Below are 16,503 nucleotides of genomic sequence, written 5' to 3' on the forward strand. Positions count from 1 at the left end.
CCTGAGGGCTTCGCTAATCTATCCCAAGATATTCTCAATCTTACCCGCATACTACCAATGACCGCCGAAGAGCTTGCTGCTGCTCTTCAGGTGGTCAGCTTGGTATAGCTGAAGAAGATCTCAAAGATTTCACCACAACTATTGCAAAAATGTCGGTGGCATTTGATATGTCTGCCGAAGATAGCGGTGATGCAATGGCGAAACTTGCCAACGTGTACAAAATCCCGATTAAAGAGATTGAAAAGTTAGGTGATGCGATCAACGAACTCTCCAACTCAAGCCCCGCAAAAGCCAGCGACATAGTGAGTACGCTTGGACGAATTGGTGGCGTGGCAAAAAATTCGGCTTAACCGAAAATGCGGCAGCTGCTTTATCTAGTAGCTTTATTTCATTAGGTAAAGCACCTGAAGTAGCAGGAACGGCAATTAATGGAATGCTCACAAAATTGATGACAGCTGATAAAGGCGGCAAGAAATTCCAAAACGCTTTGAAATCAATGGGGCTTAATGCCAAAGATCTAAAAAATTCAATTGGACAAGATGCAGAAGGTGCTTTAACCGACTTCTTAAAAAAAATTCAAAAACTGCCGAAAGAAAAACAAATGGGAGTATTAGTTGATTTATTCGGCTTAGACTATGCCGATGATGTGGCAGTGCTTGCAGGTAATGTGGAAGTGTTAGAAAACAGCTTGAAAACATTACAAGATACGGACTCAAATGGTAAAGCAAAGTATCTTGGTTCAATGGAAAAAGAATTTGCTGCTCGAGCTGCCACAACAGAAAACAGTCTGAAGTTACTCAAAAATAGCTTTATGGAAGTGGGCGTTACGCTTGGCTCATCACTTTTGCCGATTATCAATAATTTTGTGCAAGGGCTTATGCCTATGGTGCATTGGGTATCAGATTTAATTAGCAATAACCAAGAACTCGTTGCCTCTTTACTTAAAGTGGGAATTGGTGCAATAGCAGGTTTTTGGGCTGTCTTTTGTCATTGGGATTTTTAGTACCATCACAGGAACATTCTTAAAACTAAAAAGCGGTGCGGGATTTGTGTCAAAAGCATTTTCATTCATTAAACCGTTTGTTTCAGGTTTTGGCAGCACACTATTGAACATTGTTAAAATTATTGCACTTTCTTTGTTGCCGATATTCGACAAATTAGTCACCATTTTAGGGGTTGTTAAAACTGCTATTTTTTCAATGGGCAGAGCTCTGCTTACCAACCCCTCGGCTTAACTATTACTGCCATCACTGTCGCTGCTTATCTCATCTATGACAACTGGGAACCTATTTCAGCGTGGTTTTCTAATCTTTGGACGAAAGTCACGGGTTATTTCCAAAACTTCTGCAACTGGGTGCAAGGTATTGGACGAGAGCAACTGAATGGGTATCGAGTGCGTGGGCAGGGGTGTCAGATTACTTTGGACAGCTTTGGAATAACATCACCAACTTTTTCAACTCAGGCATCGGCAACATTACCGCCACCATTCTTAACTGGTCGCCGCTGGGGTTGTTTCATCAAGTTTTTTCCACTGTGCTGTCTTGGTTTGGCATTGATATTCCGAGCAAGTTTTCTGAATTTGGGAAAAATGATTGATGGTTTAGTGGGTGGTATTCGCAATGCGTGGGAAGGTGCGAAAGAAATCGTTTCTGGGTTAGGTAATGGCATCAAAGGTTGGTTTGCTGAAAAACTCGGTATTCACAGCCCAAGTCGCGTATTTAAGGGCTATGGCGTGAATGTGGTTGAAGGCTTGGCAATTGGTATGGATAAGGCTCAGCCTCTTGCTACACAAGCCAGTCAAAACCTCTCAAGTGCGGTAAAATTCGCCTGTTTTAAATGATGCTGAAACGCTCTTTAAACCACTATTCAACGAGAAAAAAGGCATTTTGGAAACACTTTGGGACGATGTGAAACTTGGCGTGAGTGCTGTTGGCAATCTCTTAGGGCAAAATCAACCTGCGAATTTCTCCACGCCTGATTTTGACTCGAATGCACAACACACCGCTCCATCTTCGCCTTTTGCGGATTATCAACCCTTAAATCGACATGCAGTAGTAGGGCAAGAGGGAGCATCAGCAGGTCATTCGTTTGTGGTGAATTTTAACCCAACGATTAATGTTAATGCTAATCAAAATCAAGGGTGTTAGACCAAGTACAACAAGGCTGAACCTCTCTTTAACGGAATTTGAACGCCTATTAGATCATGTGATAGATCAAAAAATGCGGAGGGCTTACTGATGTATTGTTTACTTGGTGACATTGTTTTTGAACCTATTGATTTAACAGAATTTTCCGAAACTCAGCAAGCCAGTTTTGCTGAACATGCTGTAATGCGTGGTAAACCCAGACTACAAGCCACAGGTGATGGACTAACTACATTACAGTTTGCAGCAAGATTACACCACCAACTCGGTAACGTGGAAAGTCGCTGGCGTGCGTTAAGTGCAGCAAAATCTACACAAAAACCATTGGCTTTAGTATGGGGGCGTAATGGGCTTAAAGGTATTATGTGATCACTAATCTAAGCTCAACTACGCTCTTTACTGATGATAAAGGTAATGTGTTGTGCCGAGAGATTAACGTTAGTCTTACCGAATATATAGGTAAATTAGAGCGACATTACAAGGAGCAGCATTACAGTTAGGTAATAATCGCATTTTAGGCTCAATTTTGCCTAAAAATCTTACGAATGCACTAAGTGAAATAAAAAGTCTAGTCAATAAAGGAGTACAGCTTTATCAAGCAGGTAAGCGTGCTGTTGATGATGTGAAAAATATCGTGGCGGTGATGCGACAGTTAAAAACAGATCCTCTATCAGCTCTCAATCACTTACCTCAAGCCTTATCTGGTCTAGATCAATCTTTAGGGGCATTTAGTGATCTTGTTGGTATGCGTTCAGTTTTGGATAGTGTGTCACCTTATTTGAATGCTGTAGGAGAATTTGTGCAGTCAGGGCAAGCTATTTACGATACGCTATCATTTGCTAAAACGAGCTTTGAACAATTGGATATCGCTGATTGGGATAAAGGATTTGCGATTGCTGATAATGCTTTAAATGAAGTGATTGAACATATTGATAACCTCGCCACAACTACTGCCGAAATGACAGCTTGGGTGGTATTACGCAATGATGAGGAAGAAAATAATGAGAACCGTGATTAAGCATACTGTGAAACTGGGTGAGCGTTGGGACAACCTTGCCTACTATTACTATGGTGATCCTTTAGCCTATAGTCGTATTATTGATGCCAATCAGCAACTCAGTTTTTACGAAGTGTTGCCAATGGGGGTGACGGTTTATATCCCTGTCTTACAAGTACAACCCACCAATAATGAACAGATGCCACCTTGGCTAAGGGGAAACAATGACTAATGTCGCTCAATATGATTTTTCGCTGTTTATGAAAAAACTAATATTTCCGCCGAAATTGAACCGCACTTAATTGAACTGAGCTATACCGATTATCTAGAAGGGCAAAGTGATGAATTAAGCGTAACCTTTGAAGATATCCAAGGAAAATGGATACGCCAGTGGTTTCCAACTCAAGGAGATAAATTAATTGCAGCGATTGGTTATAAAGGCTCGCCGTTAGTAGAAATTGGCGGCTTTGAAATTGATGAGGTGGAATATGCAGCCCGCCCTTCAACTATTACGCTACGGGCTTTAAGTAGCGGTATCAGCAAAAATTACCGCACTTTAAAACCCAAAGCCTATGAAAACACTACCCTTGCACAGATTGTGGCACAAGTAGCAGGACATTTAAAACTTAAGGTGGTAGGAACTATTAAGCCTATTCCGATTAAACGGGTTACTCAGTACCAAGAACGTGATGTGGAGTTTTTATCACGTCTTGCCCGTGAATATCATCACAGTTTTAAGATTGTAGGTGAACAATTAGTCTTTACCCATAAAGACGAATTAGGACAAAGTAATCCTGTCGCAGTCCTTGATGAGCAAGATGTCATCAGCCTACGATTGCGTGATCGCATTAAAGATACCGCAAAAGCGGTGGAAATTAAGGGCTTTGATGCCAATGGCAAACAGGTCATCAAGCAACGCAAGAACGCCTCAAAACGCCGTCAGAGCATTCAGCAATCAGCGGAAGCAAGCGGTGATACGCTACGCATTGTTACCCGTGGCGAGACCCAAGAGCAAATTGATGCCCGAACTGATGCCGCGTTAGCGGAACAAAATGATGACCAGCAAGCGGGTAATATCACGCTTTGGGGCAATCCTAAACTGGTGGCTGGCAATACGATTTTGTTGCGTAATTTGGGCGTGTTTAGTGGCAAGTATCTGATTAAAAGCACAAGGCATAGTTTAAATCGTTTTAGCGGCTATCAAACCGAAATTGAAGTAAGAATGCTTGAATTTATCCCTGATGATTTGATTACCTTAGGTATGGAGGCAACCTATGCAAACCCATAATTTTACCGCGACCTATCAAGAGGGCATTGTTTCTGCGGTTGATGTTAATACCCATAAAGTGCGGTGCAAAATCCCTGCCCTTGATGACTTAGAAACCGCATGGTTACATTACCCTGTGCCTAATGCAGGCGGAAATCAATTTTATTGCTTGCCTGATGTCGGCGAATTGTTGGCGTTGATTTTAGACGCTCGCGGTGAAGGTGGCTGTGTGCTAGGGGCAATCTATAACCAACAAGACCCTGTGCCTGTGGCGAATGGCGAGATGTTTATGCTCAAATTTAAAAACGGCACAACCATTTCACACAATAGGGCAACAGGTGATGTAGTGATTGATGCGGTAGGAACGGTATTAGTTAAATCCCCAAGCCTTATCACGCTTGATAGCCCTGAAACCAAAACTGCGGGTAATTTACTTGTAGAAGGGAAATTAACCTATATGCAAGGAATGACAGGATATGGCGGAGAAGGTGGTGCTGCGGCGGTGATTAATGGCACGTTAGCGACAAAAGGTGGGGATATTAAAGCCGATAATATCAGCCTGAAAAACCACGTGCATACGGAGCAAGGAGATGGCAACGATACAAGTGCCGCCAAATAAAAATCTTTAAACGACTTTAAAACCAATTTTCCTCTCAGCCCTGTATCCTCAGGGCTATGAATACACAATTAACTACTCATTGGCAACTTGCCCCTGAATTAGACAATCCACAGCCTTTACAAGGAATTGAAGATATTCATCAGTGCATTTCCAATATTCTCAATACAATTAAAGGTTCGGATATTTTGCGACCGCACTTTGGCAGCGATCATTTCAATTATTTAGATCAGCCTGAAGACATTGCTGTCCCTCATATCGTGCGTGAAATAAGCTACGCCTTAGTACAATGGGAACCTCGTATCAGGGTTGAACGAGTTAATATCACTGGTGAAGCTCCTCATTTTGAATGTCTAATTGAGTGGCATTTAAAAGACGAAATATATCGAGAAATTTATCAAACGGCGGTGAAGTTATGAGTTGGCAAAAAGACGATGTGAAAATTGTCCATGAGGACGTGAAACAAATTTTAAGTGATGCCATTGTAGATTATGAACAACGTACAGGCAAAACCTTACAACCTGCTCATATTGAGCGTTCAATTATTCAAACCTATGCTTACCGAGAATTATTGGTACGCAAAGGGATTAATGAGGCATTCTTACAAACCTTTCCACAATTTGCAGTAGGACTAGCGTTGGATTTATGTGGTGAACCTTTTGGCTGTTACCGTCTGCGTGATAAGGCAGCTCGTTGTGTGTTGCGTTTTAGTGTAGAGGGTGAACACAGCAGTATTTTAGTACCGAAAGGCACAGAAGTGGTAGTTACTCCAGAACTCAGTTTTATCACCCTTGCCGATGATGTCATCACCCCGTTAATTAGTTATGTAGAAATTGAAGCAGAAGCCAATAAAACAGGCTCTATTGGCAATGGTTGGGAAATTGGGCGGGTAAAACAATTAAAACAGCCATTAAATACCGATAAAACCATTATGGTTAGCAATATTGATACGACAAGCGGTGGCATTGCCGAAGAAGATGATGAGGCTTACCGTGAGCGTATTTTGCAAGCACCTGAAGCCTTTAGCACTTGCGGTTCTATTGCGGCTTATCAATACCATACTCGCACAGTATCACAAGCAATTGTCGATGTACAGGTGATTAATGGTGGAGGAGGTAAGGTAAATATCTACCCACTTACCGTAACAGGTGTGCCTGATGAACGACTTAAACAGGCGATTATAGACGCTTTAAGTCCAGAGCATCGCCGTCCGCTTTGTGATGTAGTTATTGTCAAAGATCCGATTGTGCAAAGCTACCAAATCGTGGCAGAACTTACCTTACTTGAGGGGTATCGTGAAGATATTGTGAAAACCAAAGCTCTTGATGCCTTGCAGGATTATTTAGCGAAACGTACTAAAAAACTCGGTATGGATGTTGTCCCCTCTGCATTAATGCAGGTGTTACGCGTTGAGGGCGTGTATGACGTAGCTATTCAACAGCCGACCAAAATGATCCTCAATGCGACCGAATGGGCGAACTGCACCAAAATAACCCTAAATATCAATGGGGTACGACAAAATGGCTAAACTACAATATCCGAGCATCATAAAAACCTCTGAAAAATATACCGCACTTGCAGAGCTAGGTAAGAAATTAGATTTGCAAGCAAAACGTCAAATTATGACCAGCCTTGTAGAATTGCTTGATGATAAATGGATAGAGCTTTTAGCGGAAAAATGGAGTGTCACAGGTTATGACGGCTTATTTGTGGCAGAAAGCGAAAGCTCTAAACGTCAGCTTGTCCGCAATGCGGTAAAACTGCATCGTTATAAAGGCACTCCTTGGGCAATTCGTGACGTGTTGCGTCAATTAGGTTTTGGCGAAATTGAAATAGATGAGGGATTAAAAGCCCGAAATTATGACTCTCACCAAGAAGTGACTCGCATACCGCAAGACGAACGTTGGGCGGCTTATGCTATCCGCTTAAATCAACCCATCACGAACGAACAATCAGCAGAAATTCGCAAAGTATTGCTGAATTTTGCCCCCGCACGTTGCATTTTGGCTGTGCTGGATTATAAAGCAACGCCCATTCGCTATAACAACAAAGCGACTTATAACGGGGCATACAATCATGGCTCAGCATAATTTTAATGTCTATTTAAACTGCATTTAAAGATAATTTAAGGATAGGAAATGGCAAATCTAACAGAGCAAGAAAAATGGGAAAAAGGCATTTATCAAATTGAGGAAAATGACCCTGTACATGGTGGTGAAGATGGTATCACCAACAAACCTATTAAACAGCTGGCTAACCGTACCTCTTGGCTTAAAAATCAGCTAGAAACGACAAAACAGCAAGGGCGACCTAAGCCATTAAGTGCTACTACAACCGAAGCCGTGGAAAGTGATGGACATACACATAGCCTTCCGCAAGGCTCAACTACGCAAAAAGGGCTGATCCAACTTACTGATAGCATTAATATGGCATCAAGCGTGTTTGGGGCAAGTGCGTTGGCGGTGAAAACGGCGTTTGATAAAGCCGAAAGTGCTTACAATTTGGCTGAAAGCAAACAATCACCAGCCACAACCTTAGCAGGCTATAAGATTGCGGATTTTGCCCAACGTGCCTTGACCGCAAGCGATAATCTCAATGACATCACTGTAAAAGGCATCTATCACAACTCAACTTATCGCAACACGCCAAATAACAATTATCCCGAAGAACAATCCGGGGTGTTGCTTGTACTGTCAGCAGATGAGCAAATCTATTTTGCCTCTAACGGTAAGATGTTTAAACGCCTTAAAAGCAACAACAATTGGGCGAATGGCTGGGTGAGACTGGATAATTTGACTACCCCCATCGGTGCTGACCAAAATCTTGATGAGATAACCACAGACGGCAATTATTATATTGTTGGCTCGTCTAAAGCAACGCTAGCAAAAAATTACCCCGTTGAGAGAGGTGATGGGGCTTTAGAGGTCTTTGGCAACGGATATTTTCAGCGGTTTACCACGTTTCATTCGTGCCAAGTTTTCAACCGTCGTAAAGTCGGCGGCAATTGGACAAATTGGGTAATGAGTGCTGATGATAAGAGTGAGATACGCCAAAAGACCATTGATTACACCAAGGCAGAGGGTTATGCCTACAGCGGTTTTTACCGACCAAACGGCGATAAACTTAACAACCTGCCGCTTGCCAGTTTGATGGTGCACATCACACACCCATCCTACACCACCAACGCCCACGCAAGAGGGATTGGTTTTAGTTATGGTAGTTATAACGGCAATCAGGCTTGGGATATATTTACCACGGCATTTGACGCAAATGGCACTTATCTCGGACAAAAACAGATTATGACCGAGTTAGGAGGGATATTTAGAGGTGACATTAACCTTAATAATAACATGCTGGGATTTAGTGCAGATACAAAAGATTTTATCAATAGCAAGAATATTGATGGTATTTGGCACGATGACAACAGCAACACCTTTCATTTTCAGTCTGACAGCACTTACAAAAAAACAGGCGACGCAGGTAACGCAAGTTTATCGGCTGTTAATTATTTTGCCAGTGGACGAGTAGAGATTAAAAGTAACACCTGGGGGCGCATCCGTGCCATCCTACCCGATGGTGGTTATTGGCAGTGGGAAGTCAATCCTGCCTCAGCAACCGACCCACGCTTTAATTTTGTCTACCGCTATCCAAACCAGGAAAACCCTGACCGCTACGTGAGGTTCCCGACCGTTCAGCAAGGCGGTGAGACGGTTGCCTATCAAAGTTGGGTGAATGGGAAAGTGGCGGTGTTAACGGGTGTAGTTGAACACGGAGCCACTTTGCCATTACCTCCATCATTTAGCGAAGGACAATGTAAGTTTTTTGTCTCAATGAATTTTGACGATCCAAGGACACAACCATGGGATATTCAGGAATCAGGCAGAAGCAAATCTTACTATCAACGTTGTTTTGTTACAGGGCGAACAGTTACAGCTCAAGCTTGGCACGGTGAGGGGCGAGGTATGGACGTAGGCTCCTGGACAAACGGTAGAGCCAACTATCTTGTTATTGGAATTAAATAGGAGCAAATATGTTTTATGTTTTTAATAAATTGGGGGATTTCCTTTACAGTTGCGATAATCGGATGAACGAGGAAGATTTGGCGCAACGTGGCGAAACGGCGGTAGCGAGCGAAAAGGTTTTTATCAATCCCGTGCTGGTGAATGGAAACATTATCGATAAAGGCAATGCCCCGAGCGAATATCACCGTTGGAACGGGGCGGAATGGGTATTATCAACGGAAAAACAAGCCGAACTGCTTACCGACCAACGCAACCAAATCCGCTTACAAATCAACGCCAAACGCGATGCGTGCGTAAACGGCGGTGTATATGTACCAGAAATCGGCAAATGGGTGGATACGGACGAAAAAGGGCGTGCCACGTTGGTTGAAATCAAAGCGGATTTTGACTTAAACGGCAAAACGGAAGAAAACGGCGAGCCGCGTATTTTCACCCTGATTTGTGCGGATAACACCGCAGAGCCACTGGATTTTGACAAATTCAAAGCGGTGTGGAACGCGGCGAAAACGCTCAAAGAAAAAATGTTTGAAAACGCCTATATGCACAAGATTTTGTTAGAACAAGCGGAAAATCCGCTTGAGTATGACTGGTCAATCGGCTGGTCGCAAACCTATGAGGAATACCAAAATGAGCAAGAAAAATCCCTTTAAAACGTGGGGCTATCACGTTTTGATTGCCCTCGACCAACTTTGCAACGCCTTAACGGGCGGTGGGGCAGATGAAACCTTTTCCAGCCGTTGTTACCGCCGAGCCGTGTTAGAGAGCAAGCCCAAAGCCCGCTGGCGGTTTTGGTTTCGGCTGGTGAATGGGCTGTTTTTCGACAAAGACCATTGCAAAACCGCCTATGAAAGCGAGGTGAAACGGCGGCAATATCCTACAGATTTTTCAGAGGTGATCTACATTAAGAAACGGCAATTACGCTGAAATTGTTTATGAAAGCCCATTTGGCAAGCTATTAGTGGTTGAGCAAACAGACTCGGAGCTGCCCGCAGTGCATTGGCATAATGCCGATGGCTCTTACCATAAAGACGAGGATAATCAGGTTATTTCAAATGAGTTAGATATTATTTGGGAGGGGCAAAATGAAGTAAACGTTTAGAGCAAAAGAAGAAGCGGCGATGTGGTAGGCTCTGACCTCTACCACATCAGCCTAAGCAGATAGCACCTGCATAGACCCGAGACCGCTTTGTCTGACCAGACGGGCGGATTGTAACAAAACCGCGTAAAGTGAGAAAGTTTATGCAAAAAGATTTGCAAGAAATGCGGTGCAAGTGCTGTAAAAAGCTCCTTGCACGCACAAAAGATAATCAATATTTAGAAATTAAATGTGTGCGGTGTAAAACCTTAAACACATTTAAACCTACTCGTTAAACAACTTAAACAACTCAGAGTGTCCGAACGCCTTGAGCGTCAGAACGCCATAATTTAAGGATAAATTATGGCAAATCAAACAAATCCTACTCACTATAAACAAGCACCACTGCCTTTCGTTGGGCAAAAACGGCTGTTTTTAAACGCCTTTAAACAGGTTTTAAATGAGCATATTTCTGATGATGGGGAGGGGTGGACGATTGTCGATGCTTTTGGAGGAAGTGGTTTATTAAGCCATGTGGCAAAGCGTATCAAGTCCAAAGCACGGGTGATTTATAATGATTTTGATGGCTATGCCGACAGGTTAAAACACATAAGCGATACAAATCGTTTACGAGCTGAACTGCTTCAAATTGTTGGCGATATTGTACCCAAAAACAAGCGATTAGATAACAATAAAAAGCAAGAAATCATCAATAAAATCAATGATTTTAAGGGATTTAAAGACCTCAACACCATTGCAAGTTGGTTGCTTTTCAGTGGGCAACAAGTCAGCTCATTTGAGGAGCTATTTAGCAAGACATTTTGGAATGGAATAAAGCTGGCTGATTATCCTAGTGCAGAGGATTACCTTGATGGGCTTGAGATAGTCAGCGAGCCATTTCAACAGCTTCTGCCTAAGTTTGCCGACAACCCTAAAGCCCTGTTTGTGTTAGACTCGCCTTATCTTTGCACCAAGCAAAACAGCTATAAAATGGCAAATTATTTTGATTTGATTGATTTCTTGCAGCTTATTGACCGAACACGACCGCCTTATGTGTTTTTTAGCTCCACTAAGTCAGAGTTTGTGCGGTTTATTGCGTATATGGTGCAGGCGAAAAAGGATAACTGGCAAGCCTTTGATGGAGCTGAGCGGATAGTCCTTCAAACATCGTTAAACTATCAGGTTAGCTATGAGGATAATTTGGTGTTTAAATTCTAAAAATTAAGGGGCTAACGCCCCTATTTTTCAACGCCCGCCTTATAGCCTGCCTCATAAGCCGCACGCATAAGGCGTTTGATATTCCACACGCCCATATCATAAAAATCTAGGGGCTGTCCTAGATAACAACTAAAAAATCTATTTAGGTTAGAATGAACCAATGAGAAAAAGTCGTCTAAGTCAGCACAAACAAAATAAACTCATTGAGCTATTTGTTGCAGGTGTTACTGCAAGGACAGCAGCAGAGTTAGTCAATGTAAACAAAACGACTGCCGCATATTACTTTCATCGTTTATGCCAACTCATCTATCAAAACAGCCTTCACTTAGAGATGTTTGAAGGTGAAATTGAAGCCGATGAAAGTTATTTTGGCGGTGCTCGCAAAGGCAAACGTGGTCGTGGTGCGGCAGGGAAAATTGCGGTATTCGGGCTTCTCAAGCGCAATGGCAAGGTTTATACCGTTGCGGTTCCAAATACGCAATCTGCCACCTTGTTACCCATTATTCGGGAGCAGGTAAAGCCTGATAGTATTGTTTACACCGATAATTATCGTAGTTATGACGTGCTTGATGTGAGTGAATTTAGTCATTTTCGTATCAATCACAGCACACATTTTGCTGAAAATCATAACCACATTAACGGAATTGAGAATTTTTGGAGCCAAGCAAAACGCCATTTACGAAAATTTAATGGTATCCCAAAAGCGCATTTTGAGCTTTATTTAAAGGAATGTGAATGGCGTTTTAATTACAGCAACATAAAAAGTCAAATTTCTATTTTAAAACAATTGGTTAAAGGGAGTTTAGTCTAGTTATCTAGGACAGCCCCAAAATCTAAATGGTCGCTCATTCGGGTTTCTAATGTTTCAATATCCCCCACCTCTTTTGCAATGGTTTCTAATATTTTTGCGATGGTTTTTTCAGTTGGTTTTTTCATTGTTTATTTCCCTCTTAAAATGTTTGCGATTTTGTCAGCGATTTGCTGGGCGACAATGTCAAAGTTAGTCTCGATTGAAACGCGTTGGCGACAATGTTCAGAGTGTTCAACCAGCGTGCCTTGTGGCATATAAAGTAAATAAATTGTTGGCTCATTTTGATAACTATCTTGACGGACTTGAAAGCGGCGTTTCCCTTGCACAAATTCCCTATTTTTAAAGCCGTGATGGTTTTCAAGTCTGGTGGTTAAGTGTTGAATAAATTCTCGTGTATTAAATTTCATTTTTATGTCCCTGTTGTTTTATGTTGGGGGCATCATTGCTCGTTGGGGACGAGGAGTAAAGGGGAAATAAGCGGGTAATTAAGCTGGCTGGCTAACAATGTAGCTGGGGAGGTATGGAGGTCTATTTCAGCATCGTTTAAAAGCGGTTTAAATAGCGTTTAAATATCATAAAAAAATCCACATAACGTGGGAAATTTTTTTCTCAAGTTATGTGGATGCTTTTCTCATTTTTCGCGGACGGCTTCAATCAGGCGAGGCAACGCCCTTGAGGACGCATTCACCTTTATTGATGTCTAGATCGTTTTCAAAGATCGTGATATTGGTATTAAGGTAGAGAAAGATAGCTTTTTGCTTAGCGAATATGAATGCCATTTGCAACAGAACACCTTTCAACTTCAAGCCGTGCGATTGCTGGCATTTGAAGATGAGATAGGGATTACCAGAAATGCAACCTAAGGCTAAAAAGCCTATTTTATTGGAGGGAATATGGAAGAAACCCTAACAATTTCAGAGGTCGCCAGTAAACTCAAAATGAGCTATGGAGCAGTTTATGCTCATCGCTTTCATTGGGGATTTTTTCAAATGGAAGGATCACGGGTATGGCGAGTCAGTAAAACAACGCTTGATCAAAAACGGCAAAAAACGCACAATGTTTGCCGATTAGACGATCAGGTCGGCGATAAGGAGAAATTATGCCGATCAGAAAAAATGAATTCGGTGTATGGCAAATCGATATTACCACACCGAGCGGCCAGAGAATTAGACGCTCTGCTCAAACAACTAAAAAACAATTAGCCCAAGAGCTACACGACAAGCTAAAACACGAATATTGGCAAGTCGAACAGCTCAATAAAAAGCCTGAAAGAACCATCGAGGAAGCCCTTGTGCGGTTTCTTGAGTCGTCAAAAGGGCAAAAAAATCTCAATGCCAAAATCCGCCATACGGAATATTGGCGATCTGTGCTGGCAGGGCGAACGCTTAGCTCTTTAACAACTGATGATATTGTCAATAATCTCCCCACCCACAAAATCAGTACGGGAGAAAAACTATCATTATCCACACAAAACCGCTACCGTAGCTCTATAATGCGAGTGTTATCGCTTGCACAAAAAGCAGGCTGGATCGACCATATCCCTTATGTACCACGCAATGCAGAGCCAAAAGTCAGGGTAAGATGGATCACACAAACGCAAGCCCTGAACTTGATCAACGCATTGCAATTAGAGTGGATGAAAGACGTTTGCACTTTTGCATTAGCAACAGGAGCAAGAATGACTGAAATTTTATCGCTGACCTGGGATAAAATAGATCTTTCTCGCAATATTGCCATTGTCAGTAGCGATGTTGCCAAATCAGGGCGTGCAAGATCCTTATTGCTCGGCAAAGATGCCTTAGCCGTAATCGAAAAACGGCAATCCCAACGCCTCTCTCGTTATGTGTTCCACCGTGGACGAGATAAGCAAATCAAAGAAATTAGCTATCCTGATTTTAATCAGGCACTTAAAAAGTGCAACATCAGTGATTTTCGATTTCACGATTTACGCCACACTTGGGCAAGTTGGCACGTTCAAAATGGCACACCATTGATGGTTTTAAAAGAGCTAGGCGGTTGGGAAACACTTGAGATGGTAAAACGCTATGCCCATCTTAATGCCGACCATTTACTGAGCTACGCAAATCACGTCAAACTTACGTCAAAGTGCATTTTAGACACTACAAAACTTGACGCTGAAAATGATATTTTGGAGGGAGAGCCAGAAAAGAAAAAAGCCGTAAGTTACTGATTTGAAAGGATTAACTTACGACTTAATACTAAATCCTTAATGGTGCCCGAGGGCGGACTTGAACCGCCACGACTCGAAAGTCGAGGGATTTTAAATCCTTTTTAAAAACAAATAAAATCAATAAGTTATTGATAAATCGATAAATTAAATAAACAATCTTAAACAAAGATAAACAATCTTACACAAAAATAGACACCAATAGACACCAAAAAGAACAAGGGATTTTGAAAAAATCAATCCCTTTTTAGGTTAGACAATGGGTTGAGTGCTACTGCACTTTCTAAGTGAGATGGGGCGAAATGAGCGTAACGCATCGTCATTTCAACAGTGGAATGCCCTAGTATTTCTTTTAGTACAAGGATATTACCCCCGTTCATCATAAAATGACTGGCGAAACTATGGCGTAAAACGTGGGTAGATTGCCCCTTTGGTAAGTCAATGTTGGCACGCTCCACCGCATTTTCAAATGCTTCATAAGCGTCATTAAATAAACGCCCACGTTTTTTAGGCAACATATCATAAAGTTCTTTGCTAATTGGGATTGTGCGATTTTTCTTAGATTTTGTGTTGGTATAAGTAATTTTACAAGGCATTATTTGCGATTGCGTAAGCTGTTCTGCTTCGCTCCATCTTGCCCCCGTTGCAAGGCAAATTCTCACAATTAGCCCTAAATCTTTATTACGGGAATTATCGCATTCAATCAATAACCGCTCGATCTCATCGCTATACAAAAAAGCAAGTTCCGTTTCAGCCTCTTTGAATAAGCGTACGCCCTCCAACGGATTTCCCGCTTTCCATTTACCTAGATTACGCATTTCATTAAAAACGGCACGCAGATAGGCGTGTTCACGGTTTACCGTGGCTTCTTTCGGTGGGCGTTTTGGGTTTTTAGAAAATTTCCCCGCAAGGCGTTGTTTACGATATTCCGCAAAAGTTTCTTTGCTTAGGGCGTTGGCTTTTAAATCGCCTAAGTTTGTGGCAAGGTTAAGCAACTTATTTAAACGATTTTCACCGTCTGATAAAGTTTGCCCGTGTAGCTCATACCATTCTTTGATTAACTCTTTCAGTGTAGGGCTATCATCGTCTGGCGTTACCAGCTCAATATCCGCTAGCTCATCATTTTCTTGGCTGTGCTGATTTTGATAACGTAACGCCTCGCCCTTGGTTAAAAACCATTTGCGAATGCGTTTACCGTTTTGGTAAAAGTCAGCTAGCCACTTGCTGCCTTTGCTTAAATCCTTACGAACTGCCATTTTTAACTATTCATCTTGCGGATATCTACGGCGTGAATGAATCACGGTAATAATTTCAATGCAATCATCAGATTCACGGTAAACAATACGATAATGGCGGCAAAATGTTTCTCTTGTGCCGTCATCTCGACGTTTCCCCGCTTTGGGAAAAGAGGCGATCAAATTAAACCGCTCAATAAAGGCATTTTTTAATTTGATAAGGCTTGGGATTGAACCCGTGTACGCCTGAACATCAGCCAAAATAGATTTAATTTCATTATCCGCTTTGGGGGTAACAATCAATCTTTTAGCTGGCATACAATAAACTATTCTCTTCTTGTGCTGCCTCCTCAAGTTCCATAATTAACTGATCGGTAAATTGATTAATACCAGCCAACCAATCACTATGCTCAATCACATTGCCCGCTTCAATCTCCGCAATGCCTTTAGCAATTTGTTCAGCTAAAAATTCATCGTAGCCCTCTTCTTTTATTGCAAGGGACATTAATTTTTTCATTACATCTTCTCCATTTTTAAAATTGCTTTGCCGATGATTTCAATTTCATCACGACGGCACGAGGTGAAAAATTGCTCAAAATCGATCATCACTTTATCATCTGGTAAAAGGGTTAAATGACGAATGGCATAAACGCCACCTATTTTTATCAAATAACACCCATCAATGAGATTGCCTAAAGGCGGCACAAGAAAAAAAGTTTGATTTCGATCAAAAAGACAAAAAACCTGCTGATAATCATCAACGGATTTAAGCGAGGGAAGAAAAGCCCTGTTAAACAGCTGGCTCGGTATTGGCAAAAGTTCACCACCCACCAATTTCAGGGCTTCGCACTGAATAATATCAGCAAGAAAATCTATGCTTGGTAAGCCTCGCTCTGCCTTGTTTGACATCTTCAAACTCCTTACGTTTTT

Annotated in this window: 23 protein-coding genes and 2 pseudogenes; 17 read left to right on the forward strand and 8 right to left on the reverse strand. The window is 42.0% G+C overall.

Going from position 1 to position 16,503, the window contains the following annotated elements:
* From DXZ23_RS15710 to DXZ23_RS00070, 15 genes and pseudogenes are all read left to right on the forward strand, one after another.
* Nucleotides 1-2,238: pseudogene (locus tag DXZ23_RS15710) on the forward strand (phage tail tape measure protein); the annotation flags it as partial.
* The gene (locus tag DXZ23_RS15720) at nucleotides 2,238-2,513 is read left to right on the forward strand and encodes a phage tail protein (RefSeq protein ID WP_256593684.1); all 276 of its coding nucleotides are present in this window, start codon (nucleotides 2,238-2,240) and stop codon (nucleotides 2,511-2,513) included. The pseudogene DXZ23_RS15710 and the gene DXZ23_RS15720, both read left to right, overlap by 1 nt.
* Nucleotides 2,514-2,670: 157 nt before the next feature.
* Complete coding sequence (locus DXZ23_RS15725; protein ID WP_256593685.1) at nucleotides 2,671-3,162, forward strand: hypothetical protein; 492 nt, start codon at nucleotides 2,671-2,673, stop codon at nucleotides 3,160-3,162.
* Nucleotides 3,146-3,373, forward strand: a complete 228-nt coding sequence (locus tag DXZ23_RS00025; RefSeq protein WP_017807377.1) for a tail protein X — start codon at nucleotides 3,146-3,148, stop codon at nucleotides 3,371-3,373. The genes DXZ23_RS15725 and DXZ23_RS00025 overlap by 17 nt, the downstream gene beginning before the upstream one ends.
* A pseudogene (locus DXZ23_RS00030) lies at nucleotides 3,366-4,429 on the forward strand (phage late control D family protein). The gene DXZ23_RS00025 and the pseudogene DXZ23_RS00030 overlap by 8 nt, the downstream one beginning before the upstream one ends.
* Nucleotides 4,416-5,027: a phage baseplate assembly protein V gene (locus DXZ23_RS00035; protein ID WP_035695583.1), complete on the forward strand. Its 612-nt coding sequence runs from the start codon at nucleotides 4,416-4,418 to the stop codon at nucleotides 5,025-5,027. Before DXZ23_RS00030 ends, DXZ23_RS00035 begins: the two are co-directional and overlap by 14 nt.
* A 56-nt stretch (nucleotides 5,028-5,083) precedes the next feature.
* On the forward strand, nucleotides 5,084-5,443 hold the full coding sequence (locus tag DXZ23_RS00040) for a GPW/gp25 family protein (protein WP_021723698.1): 360 nt from the start codon (nucleotides 5,084-5,086) through the stop codon (nucleotides 5,441-5,443).
* On the forward strand, nucleotides 5,440-6,552 hold the full coding sequence (locus tag DXZ23_RS00045) for a baseplate assembly protein (protein WP_035695582.1): 1,113 nt from the start codon (nucleotides 5,440-5,442) through the stop codon (nucleotides 6,550-6,552). Before DXZ23_RS00040 ends, DXZ23_RS00045 begins: the two co-directional genes overlap by 4 nt.
* On the forward strand, nucleotides 6,545-7,114 hold the full coding sequence (locus tag DXZ23_RS00050; protein ID WP_017807532.1) for a phage tail protein: 570 nt from the start codon (nucleotides 6,545-6,547) through the stop codon (nucleotides 7,112-7,114). The genes DXZ23_RS00045 and DXZ23_RS00050 overlap by 8 nt, the downstream gene beginning before the upstream one ends.
* Before the next feature lie 48 nt (nucleotides 7,115-7,162).
* On the forward strand, nucleotides 7,163-9,046 hold the full coding sequence (locus tag DXZ23_RS00055; protein WP_021723695.1) for a pyocin knob domain-containing protein: 1,884 nt from the start codon (nucleotides 7,163-7,165) through the stop codon (nucleotides 9,044-9,046).
* 8 nt (nucleotides 9,047-9,054) lie between these two features.
* The gene (locus DXZ23_RS15265; RefSeq protein ID WP_051185281.1) at nucleotides 9,055-9,696 is read left to right on the forward strand and encodes a DUF4376 domain-containing protein; all 642 of its coding nucleotides are present in this window, start codon (nucleotides 9,055-9,057) and stop codon (nucleotides 9,694-9,696) included.
* Nucleotides 9,674-9,970: a hypothetical protein gene (locus tag DXZ23_RS15270; protein WP_035695581.1), complete on the forward strand. Its 297-nt coding sequence runs from the start codon at nucleotides 9,674-9,676 to the stop codon at nucleotides 9,968-9,970. The genes DXZ23_RS15265 and DXZ23_RS15270 overlap by 23 nt, the downstream gene beginning before the upstream one ends.
* Nucleotides 9,971-10,004: 34 nt before the next feature.
* Nucleotides 10,005-10,145 carry a hypothetical protein gene (locus tag DXZ23_RS15275; RefSeq protein WP_172457178.1) on the forward strand — a complete coding sequence of 47 codons (141 nt, stop codon included), beginning with the start codon at nucleotides 10,005-10,007 and terminating at the stop codon, nucleotides 10,143-10,145.
* A gap of 161 nt (nucleotides 10,146-10,306) precedes the next feature.
* Nucleotides 10,307-10,417 (forward strand): Com family DNA-binding transcriptional regulator, encoded by a 111-nt coding sequence (locus DXZ23_RS00065; protein WP_082188684.1) that lies wholly within the window; start codon nucleotides 10,307-10,309, stop codon nucleotides 10,415-10,417.
* Between the two features lie 67 nt (nucleotides 10,418-10,484).
* Nucleotides 10,485-11,339 carry a hypothetical protein gene (locus DXZ23_RS00070; protein WP_021723692.1) on the forward strand — a complete coding sequence of 285 codons (855 nt, stop codon included), beginning with the start codon at nucleotides 10,485-10,487 and terminating at the stop codon, nucleotides 11,337-11,339.
* A 20-nt stretch (nucleotides 11,340-11,359) separates the two neighbouring features.
* Here the strand turns inward: DXZ23_RS00070 and DXZ23_RS16200 are convergent, their stop codons facing one another.
* Nucleotides 11,360-11,500 carry a DUF6900 domain-containing protein gene (locus tag DXZ23_RS16200; protein ID WP_440582429.1) on the reverse strand — a complete coding sequence of 47 codons (141 nt, stop codon included), beginning with the start codon at nucleotides 11,498-11,500 and terminating at the stop codon, nucleotides 11,360-11,362.
* Between DXZ23_RS16200 and DXZ23_RS00075 the strand changes: the two genes are divergently transcribed.
* Nucleotides 11,500-12,150: an IS1595-like element ISHpa1 family transposase gene (locus DXZ23_RS00075; protein ID WP_017805439.1), complete on the forward strand. Its 651-nt coding sequence runs from the start codon at nucleotides 11,500-11,502 to the stop codon at nucleotides 12,148-12,150. The genes DXZ23_RS16200 and DXZ23_RS00075 overlap by 1 nt on opposite strands.
* Here DXZ23_RS00075 and DXZ23_RS15730 read toward each other — a convergent pair.
* From DXZ23_RS15730 to DXZ23_RS15735, 3 genes are all read right to left on the reverse strand, one after another.
* A complete protein-coding gene (locus DXZ23_RS15730; protein WP_256593686.1) occupies nucleotides 12,147-12,275 on the reverse strand; it encodes a DUF6900 domain-containing protein in 129 nt (42 codons plus the stop codon). The two genes, DXZ23_RS00075 and DXZ23_RS15730, sit on opposite strands and share 4 nt — an antisense overlap.
* Before the next feature lie 3 nt (nucleotides 12,276-12,278).
* Nucleotides 12,279-12,557, reverse strand: coding sequence for a hypothetical protein (locus tag DXZ23_RS00080; protein WP_021723691.1), 279 nt, complete (start codon nucleotides 12,555-12,557; stop codon nucleotides 12,279-12,281).
* A gap of 243 nt (nucleotides 12,558-12,800) precedes the next feature.
* Nucleotides 12,801-12,929, reverse strand: a complete 129-nt coding sequence (locus tag DXZ23_RS15735; protein ID WP_256593687.1) for a hypothetical protein — start codon at nucleotides 12,927-12,929, stop codon at nucleotides 12,801-12,803.
* 320 nt (nucleotides 12,930-13,249) lie between these two features.
* Here DXZ23_RS15735 and DXZ23_RS00090 point away from each other — a divergent pair, with 320 nt between their 5' ends.
* Nucleotides 13,250-14,341, forward strand: a complete 1,092-nt coding sequence (locus DXZ23_RS00090; protein ID WP_021723689.1) for a tyrosine-type recombinase/integrase — start codon at nucleotides 13,250-13,252, stop codon at nucleotides 14,339-14,341.
* Nucleotides 14,342-14,574: 233 nt separating this feature from the next.
* On the opposite strand, the gene DXZ23_RS00095 is transcribed toward DXZ23_RS00090, so the two are convergent.
* The 4 genes from DXZ23_RS00095 to DXZ23_RS00110 are packed head-to-tail and all read right to left on the reverse strand — an operon-like array spanning nucleotide 14,575 to nucleotide 16,482.
* Entirely contained in the window at nucleotides 14,575-15,594 is a 1,020-nt protein-coding gene (locus DXZ23_RS00095; RefSeq protein WP_017807120.1) for a phage integrase, read from the reverse strand.
* A gap of 6 nt (nucleotides 15,595-15,600) precedes the next feature.
* Nucleotides 15,601-15,891, reverse strand: a complete 291-nt coding sequence (locus DXZ23_RS00100) for a type II toxin-antitoxin system RelE/ParE family toxin (RefSeq protein ID WP_017807121.1) — start codon at nucleotides 15,889-15,891, stop codon at nucleotides 15,601-15,603.
* A complete protein-coding gene (locus DXZ23_RS00105) occupies nucleotides 15,881-16,090 on the reverse strand; it encodes a hypothetical protein (RefSeq protein ID WP_017807122.1) in 210 nt (69 codons plus the stop codon). The genes DXZ23_RS00100 and DXZ23_RS00105 overlap by 11 nt, the downstream gene beginning before the upstream one ends.
* A complete protein-coding gene (locus DXZ23_RS00110) occupies nucleotides 16,090-16,482 on the reverse strand; it encodes a S24/S26 family peptidase (RefSeq protein WP_017807123.1) in 393 nt (130 codons plus the stop codon). Before DXZ23_RS00110 ends, DXZ23_RS00105 begins: the two co-directional genes overlap by 1 nt.
* Nucleotides 16,483-16,503: the final 21 nt, after the last annotated feature.

Origin of the sequence: Avibacterium paragallinarum (assembly GCF_900450705.1) — a bacterium.
In the GTDB taxonomy this organism is placed as follows: domain Bacteria; phylum Pseudomonadota; class Gammaproteobacteria; order Enterobacterales; family Pasteurellaceae; genus Avibacterium; species Avibacterium paragallinarum.